11 protein-coding genes are annotated in these 14,635 nt (G+C 35.6%); 9 read left to right on the forward strand and 2 right to left on the reverse strand.

Annotation, left to right across the window (positions count from 1 at the left end; genetic code table 11):
• The first annotated feature begins 8 nt into the window (after positions 1-8).
• The 5 genes from pbpC (at position 9) to mazG (ending at position 7,510) form a co-directional block, all read left to right on the forward strand.
• Positions 9-2,333, forward strand: a complete 2,325-nt coding sequence (gene pbpC / locus A6I66_RS04155) for a penicillin-binding protein 1C (RefSeq protein WP_317047662.1) — start codon at positions 9-11, stop codon at positions 2,331-2,333.
• 124 nt (positions 2,334-2,457) lie between these two features.
• Complete coding sequence (locus A6I66_RS04160; protein ID WP_067145919.1) at positions 2,458-4,725, forward strand: aconitate hydratase; 2,268 nt, start codon at positions 2,458-2,460, stop codon at positions 4,723-4,725.
• Between the two features lie 186 nt (positions 4,726-4,911).
• Positions 4,912-5,583 carry a Crp/Fnr family transcriptional regulator gene (locus tag A6I66_RS04165; RefSeq protein WP_067145921.1) on the forward strand — a complete coding sequence of 224 codons (672 nt, stop codon included), beginning with the start codon at positions 4,912-4,914 and terminating at the stop codon, positions 5,581-5,583.
• Between the two features lie 111 nt (positions 5,584-5,694).
• Positions 5,695-6,573, forward strand: a complete 879-nt coding sequence (locus A6I66_RS04170; RefSeq protein ID WP_067145922.1) for an anti-sigma factor — start codon at positions 5,695-5,697, stop codon at positions 6,571-6,573.
• 163 nt (positions 6,574-6,736) lie between these two features.
• On the forward strand, positions 6,737-7,510 hold the full coding sequence (mazG, locus tag A6I66_RS04175; RefSeq protein ID WP_067145924.1) for a nucleoside triphosphate pyrophosphohydrolase: 774 nt from the start codon (positions 6,737-6,739) through the stop codon (positions 7,508-7,510).
• Here mazG and A6I66_RS04180 read toward each other — a convergent pair whose 3' ends face one another.
• Positions 7,511-7,663 carry an SsrA-binding protein gene (locus A6I66_RS04180; RefSeq protein ID WP_067145926.1) on the reverse strand — a complete coding sequence of 51 codons (153 nt, stop codon included), beginning with the start codon at positions 7,661-7,663 and terminating at the stop codon, positions 7,511-7,513. It lies immediately after the preceding gene.
• Positions 7,664-7,770: 107 nt separating this feature from the next.
• Here A6I66_RS04180 and A6I66_RS04185 point away from each other — a divergent pair, with 107 nt between their 5' ends.
• Positions 7,771-8,715, forward strand: coding sequence for a calcium/sodium antiporter (locus tag A6I66_RS04185; RefSeq protein WP_067145928.1), 945 nt, complete (start codon positions 7,771-7,773; stop codon positions 8,713-8,715).
• A gap of 91 nt (positions 8,716-8,806) precedes the next feature.
• Here A6I66_RS04185 and A6I66_RS04190 read toward each other — a convergent pair whose 3' ends face one another.
• On the reverse strand, positions 8,807-9,829 hold the full coding sequence (locus tag A6I66_RS04190; protein ID WP_067145930.1) for a glutamine synthetase beta-grasp domain-containing protein: 1,023 nt from the start codon (positions 9,827-9,829) through the stop codon (positions 8,807-8,809).
• A gap of 266 nt (positions 9,830-10,095) precedes the next feature.
• On the opposite strand from A6I66_RS04190, the gene A6I66_RS04195 reads away from it, so the two are divergent.
• The 3 genes from A6I66_RS04195 to A6I66_RS04205 all read left to right on the forward strand — a co-directional run bounded on the left by A6I66_RS04195 (position 10,096) and on the right by A6I66_RS04205 (position 14,579).
• Complete coding sequence (locus tag A6I66_RS04195; RefSeq protein ID WP_067145932.1) at positions 10,096-12,282, forward strand: glutamine synthetase III family protein; 2,187 nt, start codon at positions 10,096-10,098, stop codon at positions 12,280-12,282.
• Between the two features lie 81 nt (positions 12,283-12,363).
• Positions 12,364-13,542 (forward strand): AIR synthase related protein, encoded by a 1,179-nt coding sequence (locus A6I66_RS04200; protein ID WP_067145934.1) that lies wholly within the window; start codon positions 12,364-12,366, stop codon positions 13,540-13,542.
• Between the two features lie 77 nt (positions 13,543-13,619).
• On the forward strand, positions 13,620-14,579 hold the full coding sequence (locus A6I66_RS04205) for a DUF3078 domain-containing protein (protein ID WP_067145936.1): 960 nt from the start codon (positions 13,620-13,622) through the stop codon (positions 14,577-14,579).
• Positions 14,580-14,635: the final 56 nt, after the last annotated feature.

The following is a 14,635-nucleotide window of genomic DNA, read 5'->3' on the forward strand; positions in this document are numbered from 1 at the left end:
AATATTTTTTGATTAAGAATAAATTTAAAGTACTGGTATTACTAGTGGTGCTTTTAGGATATGCCTTTTGTTTACCAAATAAATTATTTGAAAGTCCAACCTCTACAATTTTAGAAAGTCGTGACGGGGAGTTGCTAGGGGCATTAATAGCCAATGATGGGCAATGGCGTTTTCCGAAGTTAGATTCGGTACCTAATAAATTTAAACAATGTATCACAACGTTTGAAGATGCCTATTTTTATAAGCATCCTGGTTTTAATCCTGTGTCTATGGTTAAGGCTTTTCAGGCAAACCTAAAGGCTGGCAAAATTGTTAGAGGAGGTAGTACGATAACACAGCAGGTTATCCGATTGTCACGAAAAAATCAATCCAGATCTTATTTTGAAAAAGTTATAGAAATCATCCTGGCCACCCGGTTAGAGCTAAGAGATTCAAAAGAAACCATATTAAATACCTACGTTTCAAACGCTCCATATGGCGGAAATGTGGTTGGCCTAGAAGCAGCATCGTGGCGCTATTTTAAAACATCTCCTCATAAATTATCTTGGGGGCAGTGTGCGTTACTGGCTATATTACCCAATGCACCAAGTTTACTTTATCCTGGAAAAAATTCTAAACAACTTATTAATAAAAGAAATGCATTATTAAAGAAATTATTTGACACCGGAGTCATTGATCAAACCACCTATGAATTATCCACAGAAGAACCGGTTCCTACTAAGCCTCAAAAGTTGCCACAAATAGCTCCGCATCTTTTGCAAAAAATAGCAATGACCCAAAAAGGAGAACGTGTTATAAGTACTATTAATACGCATTTTCAAGAATTAGCGCTTCAGATTGTTAATAGACATCATAAGGAACATGCCCAAAACGGCATTCATAATATGGCAGTGTTGGTTTTGGATGTGAAAAGTAAAAAGGTGCTTAGCTATATAGGAAATACCAATACCAAAAAACAGCACCAAAAAGATGTTGATATTATTATCGCACCAAGAAGTACAGGAAGTGTTTTAAAACCTTTTTTGTACATGGCTATGTTAGATGCAGGTGAGTTATTACCTGAAACATTGTTAGCGGATGTCCCTACAACGATAGGGAACTATAAGCCAGAAAATTTCAGTCTTAATTATTTAGGGGCTGTTTCAGCTAAAGAAGCGCTTGCAAGATCGCTAAATATACCTGCAGTAAGGATGTTACAAGATTTTGGCTTAACGAGATTTTATGATGTATTACAAAAATTAGAGTTGTCCCATATAAATAAAGGGGCAGATCATTATGGGTTGTCAGTAATTCTTGGAGGTAGCGAATCAAGTTTGTGGGATATATGTAATGCCTATTGCAACTTGGCAGGAACATTAAATCATTTTAATGAAAATTCGAGTCAGTATTACACCAATGAATTTCAAAAAGCTGGTTTTTCCAGTGATTTTCAACCGAATTTAGGAGCATTAAATTTTGACAAAGATGTGTTTAACGCTGGCAGTATTTATTTCGGTTTTGAAGCGATGAAGGAACTAAATAGACCTAGTGCTGATAATTCATGGCGCTATTTTGAATCTGCACAAGAAATCGCATGGAAAACAGGTACCAGTTTTGGTAATCGCGATGCTTGGAGTGTGGGTGTGACATCGAATTATGTCGTTGGAGTATGGGTTGGAAATGCAGATGGTGAAGGTAGGTCAGGGATGACGGGTGTCGCTACAGCAGCTCCAGTAATGTTTGATGTGTTTGATGCTTTGCCAAAATCAGCATGGTTTTTAAAACCTATAGACGATTTGGTAGAAGCCAAAGTTTGTGATAAAAGCGGTCAGCTAGCCTCCGATATTTGTCCGTATACGATTAAACAAATCCCCTTAAAGGGAATGGATAGCGGCTTGTGCATGTATCATAAGCTGGTTTATTTAAACAAAGATCGGACCTACAGAGTCAATGCTTCATGTGAAAGATTAGATGATATGGTTAAAACCTCACAATTTGTACTACCTCCATTAATGGCTTGGTATTATAAAACTAATCATGCCGATTATAAATATTTACCACCTTTAAAAGCGGGTTGCGAAGGAGATGAAACCCCGGTGATGGCGTTTACAGAACCATTAAACACAAACACTATAATCGTACCTAAGGGCATTTCTGGAGAAAGAAATAAAATTATTTTTAAAATAGCCCATACTAACCCGGAAGCTCAAATTTACTGGTATTTGGATGACCAGTTTTTAAAGGTGACACAAAATTTTAATGAATTAGCCATCCATTTAACTTCAGGTTATCACACGGTTACTGCTTTAGATGATAAAGGAAATAGTATTGCCAAAAGAATCATCGTAAAATAAAGAGCCTCCAACAGTTAAGTGATACCGTTCAAAATGCCTTTGATAAAGCAAAAGAAGAACTTTAAATATCCTGCTTTATTTCGTATATTGTAATATTTAATAAATCAAACTTAAAATATATTATATGGCATTTGATATAGACATGATCAAGGGTGTTTACAAGAATATGGCAGAACGCGTAAATAAAGCTCGCGAAATTGTTGGTAAACCCTTAACGCTTTCAGAAAAGATTTTATACACCCACCTGTGGGAAGGTAATCCAACCAAGGCTTTCATTAGAGGGAAAGATTATGTGGATTTTGCTCCAGATAGAATCGCCTGTCAAGATGCAACAGCTCAGATGGCTTTATTACAATTTATGCAAGCAGGAAAAGCAAAAGTTGCCGTGCCAACAACGGTGCATTGTGATCACTTAATTCAGGCCAAAGAGGGTGCTGCGAAGGATTTAAAACATGCCAATACGGTAAGTAGTGAAGTTTTTAATTTTTTGGAATCAGTTTCTAATAAATATGGTATTGGTTTTTGGAAACCAGGTGCTGGAATTATCCACCAAGTGGTGTTAGAAAATTATGCCTTTCCAGGAGGTATGATGATCGGTACCGATTCGCATACAGTAAATGCTGGAGGTCTAGGTATGGTAGCTATAGGTGTTGGTGGTGCTGATGCTGTTGATGTTATGGCCGATATGGCTTGGGAATTGAAATTCCCTAAATTGATAGGTGTGAAATTAACTGGTAAATTATCGGGTTGGACAGCGCCAAAAGATGTGATTTTAAAAGTGGCTGAAATTCTTACTGTAAAAGGTGGAACAGGAGCTATAGTTGAGTATTTCGGTCCAGGTGCAACGGCTATGTCTTGTACCGGAAAAGGAACCATTTGTAATATGGGAGCAGAAATTGGTGCAACCACATCTACTTTTGGTTACGACGAGTCCATGGAACGTTATTTACGTGCCACAGACCGTGCCGATATTGCTGATTCTGCCAATGAAATTAAAGAACACTTAACAGGTGACCCTGAAGTTTATAATAATCCAGAGCAGTTTTTTGACGAAGTTATTGAAATAAATTTATCAGAATTAGGTCCTTTATTAAATGGACCCTTTACACCAGATTTATCTACTGAGGTTGGTGCTTCGATGACTGAAAAAGCTAAATCAAACGATTGGCCTATAAAGGTAGAGTGGGGCTTAATTGGTTCATGTACGAATTCATCTTATGAGGATTTGTCAAGAGCTTCTTCAATTGCACAACAGGCCTTAGATAAAGGGTTGAAAATTAAAGCAGATTTGGGTATTAACCCGGGGTCTGAGCAAGTGCGCTATACTGCTGAACGTGATGGAATTCTTCAAATTTTTGAGAACTTAGACGCTAAAATATTTACAAACGCTTGCGGACCGTGTATCGGGCAATGGGCAAGGTATAGCGATCCTAAAAACGCGCCTAAAAATAGTATTGTACATTCTTTCAATAGAAATTTTGCGAAACGCGCCGATGGAAATCCAAATACGCACGCTTTTGTAGCCTCACCAGAAATAACGGCTGCTATTGCGATAGCAGGACGATTGGATTTTAATCCGATTACTGATAAGTTAATTAACGAAAATGGAGAAGAAGTTATGTTCGATGAACCTACAGGGTGGGAATTACCTCCAAAAGGGTTTGCGGTAGAAAATAATGGGTATTTAGAGCCCGAGGCCGATGGTAGTCATGTAGAAGTTATCGTAAAAGAAGACTCTGAAAGATTACAATTGTTAACACCGTTCGAACCTCTAGGAGATAGCATCACAGGTGCTAAATTATTAATTAAAGCCTTTGGTAAATGTACTACCGATCATATTTCTATGGCAGGGCCTTGGTTACGTTTCCGCGGACATCTAGATAATATTTCTAATAACTGTTTAATTGGCGCTGTGAATGCTTATAACGATAAAACCAACTTCGTTAAAAATCAATTAACTGGTGATTATGGGGGTGTACCGGATACGGCAAGAGCTTACAAGGCTGCAGGAATAAAATCTATTGTGGTTGGTGATCACAATTATGGTGAAGGCTCATCTCGTGAGCATGCCGCTATGGAACCAAGACATTTAGGTGTGGCTGCGGTTATCGTTAAATCCTTTGCCCGTATTCACGAAACCAACTTGAAAAAACAAGGGATGTTAGGTTTAACATTTGCTAATGAATCCGATTACGATTTAATACAAGAAGATGATACGTTCAACTTTTTAGATTTAAATGAGTTCGCTCCCGACAAACCTTTAACGCTTGAAATCGTTCACACCAATGGGTCTAAAGATGTGATTACTTTAAATCATTCTTATAACGATGCTCAAATAGAATGGTATAAGGAAGGTTCCGCTCTTAATTTGATTAAAAAGCAAAACGCATAATAGTTTAAATCATATAAATAAACGAATTCTACTTTAGTAGAAAACTAATATTATAAAAAAGTCACCAATAAAGGTGACTTTTTTTTGTAAGTAAAAACTGTTTTTGTCGTCAAAATATTCAAACTAAAACAAATCTGTTTTGAAATTACGATGATGTAATTCAGAATTAGAATAAACAAATTTTTTATGGAGCATCTTTGGTATTTGGATGACGTTAACGTTTTTAAAATATTATGTCCGCATAAATTTAAGTCTTACAAAGCATGTCATAATTTTGATGTTTTTCAACCTAGAGATTATATATATTTTGAAAAGGATCATTCGTGTAAAATGTTTCTAATAGAAAAAGGTAAGGTTAAAATAGGGTATTATACTGCGGAAGGAGATGAGGTTGTAAAAGCGGTACTAAGAAAAGGGGATGTTTTTGGCGAAAAAGCCATTTTAGGAGAAGAAGAACGCAATGAATTTGCTCAAGCTCTGTTAAAGGATACTGTAGTTTGCTCCATGAAAGTTTCTGTTTTACATGATTTAATGCGAGACAATAAAACCTTTTCCCTAAAAATATATAAACTCATAAACTTCCGGATAAGAAAATTAGAGCGCCGACTTCAGCTCTTGTTATTTAAAGATGTTCGTACTAGATTAATGGAGTTTCTTCAGGAGCTATGTGATGAATACGGTGTTTGTTGTGAAAAAACAGGCACGGTGAAAATTAGCCACCCCTATACTCAAAAAGATATGGCTAGTTTAATAGGGACTTCAAGACCGACTATTAATACTATTATGAACGAACTTCGTGATGAAAACCTCATAGAATTTAATAGAAATGAAATATTAGTTTTGAAAAAAACGAGCTAAATTATCTTTTTTCATACAAGGATATGTAAGTTTTAAGGGTTTTGTAAGCTAGCTGACATTTTAAGTTCTTTTTAGATTTTATTTTTGATAAGAACTAAAAATAAACACATTATGAATAAGAACTTAAAACTTTTAGCATTGTTTGGTTTAGCATTAAGTTTAACTTATTGCTCAAGCAATGATGATGATTCACCAAGTACAACCAATTTAGATTTAAATATAAGTGGTTTAGAAAATTTAGGAACCGATTATGTTTATGAAGGTTGGATTATGGTCGATGGTAGCCCGTTAACTACAGGACGGTTTACGGTGAATGATAGTGGAGAATTATCGCAATCTAGTTTTCCAATGATGAGCGAAGATTTATCTTCTGCAACAGCATTTATTTTAACTATAGAACCTGCTGTTGGAGATGATCCAGCACCGAGTAAAACAAAACTGTTAGCCGGTGATTTTTCAGGAGATACCGGAGCATTGTCTATTTCACACGCTGCTGCTTTGGGAAATAATTTTGAAACTGCTGCAGGTGAATATATCTTGGCGACACCTACTAATGGCTCCAATAATGATGAAAATAGCGGTATCTGGTTTTTAAACTTAGCATCCGGGAGTCCAAGTGTAGGTTTAAATTTACCAACGTTGCCAGAAGGATGGAAGTATGAAGGTTGGGGTGTTCAAGGACAACCATTAACTACTGGAACTTTTACAATGGTTGATGAGGCAGATGATTTTGACGGCTTCAGTGGAACCATGTCAGGCCCTCCTTTTCCAGGTGAAGACTTTTTAATGAATGCACCAACAGGTGTTAGTTTTCCTCTTGATTTGGCAGGGGGTGTTGCTGTAATTTCGATAGAACCTTACCCGGATAATAGTCCTGCACCTTTTCTTTTAAAACCATTGGTTGGTAATATTCCTAGCGATGCCATGGATCATGTTACCTATTCGATGTCACAAAACTTAAATTTTCCAACAGGAACAGCATCAAGATAAATTTGTTTTAACTTATAATAAAAAAAGTCGTCTTATTTAGACGACTTTTTTTATTAAATGATTTATATGGTTCGGTTATAATCGACCTCGTGTCGGGCTCTTTTCTTTGAAGGCATCCGTCATAAATAATTTATAATTGTATTTTTACCAAAAATCAAGACCTATGAATTCTAGAGAGAATCAGCTTAAAGCCTTCGACCGTTTATTAACCATTATGGATGAACTTCGTGAACAATGTCCGTGGGATAAAAAACAAACCATGGAAACTTTAAGGCATTTAACTATTGAAGAAACCTACGAACTCGGTGATGCAATTTTGGATGGTGATTTAGAAGAAGTAAAGAAGGAGCTTGGTGATGTGCTTTTACATATTGTTTTTTATTCTAAAATTGGTAGTGAAACCAATGATTTTGATATCGCTGATGTGTGTCATGAGATTTGTGAAAAATTAATTCACAGACATCCTCATATTTATGGTGATGTTAAAGTTGAAAATGAAGCCGACGTCAAAAGAAATTGGGAGAATTTAAAACTTAAAGAAGGTAAAAAAAGTGTTTTAGAAGGCGTGCCTAAAAGTTTGCCTGCGCTTGTAAAAGCGAATAGAATTCAGGAGAAAGTGGCTGGAGTAGGATTTGATTGGGAAGAACCAAACCAGGTTTGGGAGAAAGTAGAAGAGGAGCTTGGTGAATTTAAGGATGAAGTTGAAAAAGGCGATCAAGACGCAATGGAAAGTGAATTTGGTGATGTCCTTTTTTCTATGATAAATTATGCAAGATTTGTAAATATTAACCCCGAAAATGCTTTAGAGCGCACCAATAAAAAGTTTCAGAAACGTTTTCAATATCTTGAAGAAAAGGCAAAAAGTTTAAATAAACCTTTAAAGGAAATGACTCTTGCCGAAATGGATGTGTTTTGGGAAGAGGCTAAAACGATTTAATTAGTCAAGCGCTCTTTTGGTAACATACCAACGCCAACCTATAATAGCAAGCTGTATCTTATTGGCTTTTGAAATATCTAACTGTTTTTTAGAATAACTAGGAAGAACAGCCTTGTTTACTTTCGCTAAAAATTTAAAAAATTGCTTCTTCATATTTCAAAAATACTAAAACAAAAGCGACTCTAATAGTTTCTAAATGAATTACACATACTTTTAGATGATAATCGGTATTATATTATCTTCGCAATAAAAAATATTATATGAGTATTGTATTGGTGATTTTAGGTTTTATTTTGTTAGTGATTGGTGGCGAGTTTTTAGTGCGTTCATCAGTAGCACTTTCTTTTAAATTTAACATCTCTAAAATGGTTATTGGTATGACGGTGGTGTCTTTTGCAACTTCCGCTCCAGAATTGCTAGTAAGTGTTCAAGCGGCCTTTTCTGGGTCACCAGCTATCGCCATTAATAACGTGATTGGATCTAATATTGCTAATATCGGATTGGTGTTAGGAATTACAGCTTTGGTAAGCGCTATTGATGTAGATCGTTCCTTCTATAAGCTTAACTGGCCTGTCATGATGGTCTTTTCGATAGCCTTATATTATTTTTTAAGTAATGATATGGTGTTATCCATGTTGGAAGGTGGTGTATTGTTTGCAGGACTTATTTTATTTCTTGTGGTTTTAGTGAGGAGTGCTAGAAAAGATGTAGTTTCCGATGAAGTGGATGAGACTCTAGCAGTGGTTTCAAATTTTAAAATTATTATTTGGTTATTGATAGGAGCAGCAGCCCTTTATTTTGGAAGTGAATGGCTTGTTGAAGGATCAAAAGAAATAGCACTTGCCATGGGGGTTAGTGAGGCTGTAATAGGTGTTTCTTTGATTGCCATTGGTACTAGTGTGCCTGAATTGGCTGCTTCGGTTATTGCGGCCGCTAAACAAGAAAAAGCCATTTCATTAGGGAATTTAATAGGTTCTAATATATTTAATATTGGCTCAGTTTTAGGATTAACAGCACTGGTGAAACCTATTCCGGTAACTGCTCCAGAAATTCTTACAAACGACATTTTATGGATGCTTGGTTTTGCTGCTGTATTAGTTCCGCTCATTTTCTTGCCTAAAAAACTTAAAATAAATAGAATAAAGGGTCTTGTTTTAGTCGCAGCCTACGGCGTGTTTATGTTTTTAATATTTACGAATAAATAGCTTACTTAATATTAAATTAAGTCAAAAATAAAAGGCTAACATGATATCATGTTAGCCTTTTATTATGAACAAAACAATGTTGTTGTTTGAATTAAATCTTAGCTGATTTTACAGTTTTGATAATTCTTGCAGCAATTTTGTAAGGATCACCGTTAGAAGCTGGTCTTCTATCTTCTAACCATCCTTTATATCCTTTTTCTACAGCGATTAATGGAATACGGATTGAAGCACCTCTATCTGAAACTCCCCAAGAGAAATCTGTAATAGCAGCCGTTTCGTGTAAACCTGTTAAACGTTGGTCGTTAAACTCACCGTAAACTGCGATGTGCTCATCAACAACTGGACGGAAAGCTTCACAAATTTTTGCGTAAGTTTCTTTATCTCCACAAGTTCTTAATACACTGTTAGAGAAGTTAGCGTGCATACCAGAACCATTCCAATCCATATCTTTACCTAGTGGTTTTGGGTGGTACTCAATATAGTATCCGTACTTTTCAGTTAAACGGTCTAATAAATATCTAGCAATCCAAATTTCATCTCCTGCTTTCTTAGCACCTTTAGCGAATAATTGGAATTCCCATTGTCCAGAAGCAACCTCTTGGTTAATACCTTCAAAGTTTAATCCTGCATCAATACATAAATCAGCATGCTCTTCAACTAAATCTCTACCATGAGTGTTTTTTCCACCAACTGAACAGTAGTACATACCTTGTGGAGCAGGGTAACCACCAACAGGGAATCCTAATGGTAATTGAGTTGCTGAATCCATGATAAAGTATTCTTGCTCAAAACCAAACCAGAAATCATCATCTTCGTCATCAATAGTAGCTCTACCGTTAGAAACGTGAGGCGTACCGTCTGCATTCATAACTTCAGTCATTACTAACCATCCGTTTATGCGATCTGGATCTGGGTAGATAGCAACAGGAACAAGTAAACAATCTGAAGAACCTCCTTCAGCTTGTCTTGTAGAAGAACCGTCAAAAGACCAGTTTCCTATTTCTTCTAAAGTTCCTTGAAAGTTTTCGTGCTCTTCAACTTTGGTCTTACTTCTCATATTTTGAGTTGGGAAATACCCATCTAACCAAATGTATTCTAATTTAATTTTTGCCATAATAATTATATAATAATTGAAATATTAGTATTAATATCACAAATATATATTTTTATGTATTTAATTGAAATTAATGGGGGTCTTTTAACGGAAGGCTGTTATATTTTTATTTATACCCTATTTTTTTAAGGTATATTTAGAAAAAAGTTGAAATATTTATTTAAATACTGAAAAAGTGTTAACAATAAATTTTAATTAAGGTACTACATTATTAATAAAAGCTAACTATTTTTGTGTTAGTATTCAATTATCAAAGTTTTAAAAAAATGTCAACACTTAGATTTCATGCTATAAAAGAATCACTGGCTTATAAACCTATCAAAATTGAAGAGGTTGAGCGAAGATCTGAAATATTTGGTAAAAATGTATTTAACATGAAAACCATGCGCCAATACCTCACCAAAGATGCTTTTGTAGGTGTTGAAAACGCGGTGCAGTTTGGAAAAAAAATTGACAGAAATATAGCCGATCAAGTAGCGTCTTCTATGAAAGATTGGGCACTAGCGAAAGGAGTAACGCACTATACCCACTGGTTTCAACCTTTAACGGGGGCAACTGCTGAAAAACACGATGCTTTCTTTGAAACTTTAGGTGATGATTTAGCTATTGAACAATTTGGGGGATCACAATTAGTTCAGCAAGAACCTGATGCGTCTAGTTTTCCAAACGGCGGTATTCGTAATACCTTTGAAGCAAGAGGTTATACGGCTTGGGATCCTACTTCACCCGCATTTATTTATGGAACAACTTTATGTATTCCAACTATTTTCGTAGCCTATACAGGTGAGGCACTGGATTATAAAACACCGTTGTTACGTGCTTTGCAAGCTGTAGATACTGCGGCTACAGCCGTTTGTAAGTATTTTGATAAAAATGTAAAAAAAGTAACTTCATCATTAGGGTGGGAACAAGAATATTTTTTGATCGATAAAACTCTGGCAGCTAGTCGTCCCGATATCATGTTAACAGGAAGAACATTGCTAGGACATACTTCGGCAAAAGGCCAGCAATTAGATGATCACTACTTTGGATCGATACCTAATCGTGCATTAAATTTTATGCGTGAGCTAGAAACAGAATGTATGCTTTTAGGGATTCCTGTGAAAACAAGGCATAACGAAGTAGCTCCAAATCAATTTGAAGTCGCTCCCATTTTCGAAGAAGCAAATTTAGCTGTAGATCATAATTCCTTATTAATGGATATTATGGGAAGAATTGCCTCTAAACATAATTTTAAAGTACTTTTTCATGAAAAGCCTTTTGCAGGGGTAAATGGCTCTGGAAAACATAATAACTGGTCTCTTTCTACCGATACAGGTGTGAACTTACTCGCGCCAGGAAAAACACCAATGAGTAGTTTACAGTTTTTAACATTTTTTGTTAATACGATTAAAGCGGTTCATAAGCACGAGGCCTTACTCCGGGCAGTGATTGCTTCTGCAAGTAATGATCATCGTTTAGGTGCTAATGAAGCGCCTCCAGCGATTATTTCTGTCTTTATAGGAGAACAATTGAGAAAGGTTTTAGAAGAGCTTGAAGGTGTGACAAAAGGGAAGCTGTCCCCACAGGAAAAAACAGAGCTTAAGCTGAATGTGGTTGGGAAAATCCCTGATGTGTTATTAGATAATACCGATAGAAACAGAACTTCTCCATTTGCTTTTACGGGGAACAAGTTTGAATTTAGAGCTGTTGGTTCTATGGCTAACTGTGGAAACCCGATGACGGTTTTAAATACCATTGTAGCCAAGCAATTAAAAGATTTTAAGAAAGAGGTTGATGCATTAATTGACAAGAAGGATCTTAAGAAAGATGAAGCTGTTTTTAATGTATTGCGTGAATATATCAAGTCAACTAAAGATATTTTATTCGAAGGGAATAGCTACGGTGAGGCCTGGGAAGCTGAGGCTAAAAAACGTGGTTTAAGTAATAGTAAATCAACACCAGAAGCTTTAAAAGCAAGTATCTCAAAGGAAACAGTAGCCTTGTTTAAGGAAATGAATGTGATGAGCGCTATTGAAACTAAGGCCCGTTATGAAATAGAAATTGAAGCTTATGTGATGCATAATCAAATTGAAAGCCGTGTCTTGGCAGATATTGCAAGAAATAATATTGTGCCTACAGCGGTGAAGTATCAAAATGTTCTGATAGAAAACGTAAAAGGTTTAAAAGAAATCTTTGATAAAAACTTTAAAAATGTCGCTAAGGAGCAAATAACCTTAATTGAAGAAATTTCTAGTCACATTGAAGGTATCAATTCAAACGTTACTAAAATGATTGACGAACGAAGAAGTGCAAACAAATTAATTGAAATGGATAAAAGAGCAGAAGCATACAGTAAAAAGGTGATGCCTTTCTTTGATGCCATTCGTTACCATTGTGACAAATTGGAACTTCTCGTTGATGATGAAATTTGGCCATTAACAAAATACAGAGAACTATTATTTACGAGATAGAGAGTAAAACTTATGAAATCCTGCTGTAAAAAGCGGGATTTTTTAATTCAAAGAAGTAAATTTGCAACACAATTTTATATTATGAGTCAAGAGGTTTCAAAACGATACGCACAACGTGGTGTTTCTGCGTCAAAAGAAGATGTACATAATGCTATTAAGAACATTGATAAAGGATTATTTCCGAAGGCATTTTGTAAGGTAGTTCCAGATTATTTAACAAACGATGAAGATTATTGTTTGGTTATGCATGCCGATGGAGCAGGAACAAAATCATCATTGGCTTATATGTATTGGAAAGAAACTGGCGATATTTCAGTTTGGAAGGGTATTGCTCAAGATGCCTTAATCATGAATATCGATGATTTATTGTGTATCGGAGCTACTGATGATATTATGTTGTCTTCAACCATTGGAAGGAATAAAAATTTAATTCCAGGAGAAGTGCTTTCAGCAATTATTAACGGTACTGAAGAACTGTTAGAAGATTTAAAATCTTTTGGAGTGACTATTCATTCTACTGGAGGGGAAACCGCCGATGTTGGTGATTTAGTGCGAACCATTATTGTTGATTCAACAGTTACCGCGCGTATGAAACGTAGTGACGTGATTGATAATGCGAATATTAAAGCTGGTGATGTTATTGTTGGACTAGAAAGTTTCGGACAAGCGACTTACGAGAAGGAATATAATGGCGGTATGGGGAGTAACGGATTAACTTCTGCACGTCATGATGTATTTCATAAATATTTAGCTGAAAAATATCCTGAAAGTTTTGATGCTTCAGTACCAGAAGATTTAGTGTATTCGGGTGGTGTAAAATTAACTGATGCTGTTGAAAACGCGCCGATAGATGCAGGGAAACTCGTTTTGTCTCCAACACGTACTTATGCGCCAATTATTAAAAAGATTCTTTCTGAATATAATAGCGATGCCATTCATGGTATGGTGCATTGCTCAGGGGGCGCACAAACTAAAATACTTCACTTTGTAGATGAATTTCATATTATAAAAGATAATATGTTTCCAATTCCACCATTGTTCAAACTAATTCAAGAGCAATCAAAAACCGATTGGAAAGAAATGTATCAGGTTTTTAATTGTGGTCATCGTATGGAATTATATGTAACTCCAGAAGTAGCGGATTCGATTATTGAAATTTCAAAGTCCTTTAATGTTGATGCTAAAGTAATTGGCCGTGTTGAAGCTTCTCCTAATAAGAAGCTTACAATAAAATCGGAATTTGGTGAGTTTACCTATTGATTCTTTTTTTTGGAAGCACTAAATATGGAATAGTTGTTGATGAAAACAGGACTTGTATAATTAAATTTTAGCCTTTCATGAGAACTTCTGTCTTATTGATTACTTTATTAATGTTTAATGTTTTATCAGCACAACCCGATTGGTTGTACATTGAAGAAGATAAAGATGATTATAAAGGACCGGAATGGGTACAGAAAAATAAGGTAGCCTTAGATATTAATGAAGCTGTTTTTGTTAACTGGAGTGAAGGGGGAACCAATTCTATTTCTGGTCTGCTCGATTTTAAGAGTGTTCTAAACTACACCGATAGTTATTATGTTTGGAATAACGATGCGCATATACGTTACGGAATCAATAAGCAACAACAAAAGGAAATTCGGAAAACAGATGACATATTTGAAATCAATTCAAATTTAGGGTATAAACCAGATCAAGCTTCAGAGTGGTACTATATGGCTCGACTTAATTTTAGAACCCAATTAACAAACGGGTATGCCGGGGAGAATGAAGGGGATCCTATTTCTAAATTTATGGCGCCTGGTTACTTGTTTTTTGGTGGTGGAATGGAGTATAGTAAAAACAAAAAGAAGTTTTTATTGTATTTTTCACCCTTAACTTTAAAAGCCACTTTTGTGCTAGATGAGAGGTTGGCAAATGCTGGAGCGTTTGGTGTGACAGGTGCAGAATTTGATGATCAAGGTAATGTGGTAGTTCCTGGAGAACAATTTCGACGTGAGGTTGGTGTGTTATTAACGAATACTTACGAGAGAAAATTAGTTAAAAACATTAATGTAAAAAATCAAATTAGTTTGTATTCAGACTATATTAATAACTTCGGAAATGTAGATGTTGATTGGAGATTGGATTTCGATTTTAAAGTAAATAGTTTTGTTCGAGCTAATTTTGGAACACATTTACGTTACGACGACGATGTAAAAACGTTAGTGCCTTCCGATGTAGAAGGAGAGTTTGATGAAGCTGGAGCTAAAGTGCAATGGAAACAGTTTTTAGGTGTTGGCGTGGCATTCGATTTTTAATTATAATTAAGTCGTTTTTATAATTGGTAAATCAAGATTGAAAGTCTTTCTTTTAA

The organism is Pseudotamlana agarivorans (assembly GCF_001642835.1).
Classification (GTDB): Bacteria; Bacteroidota; Bacteroidia; order Flavobacteriales; family Flavobacteriaceae; genus Pseudotamlana; species Pseudotamlana agarivorans.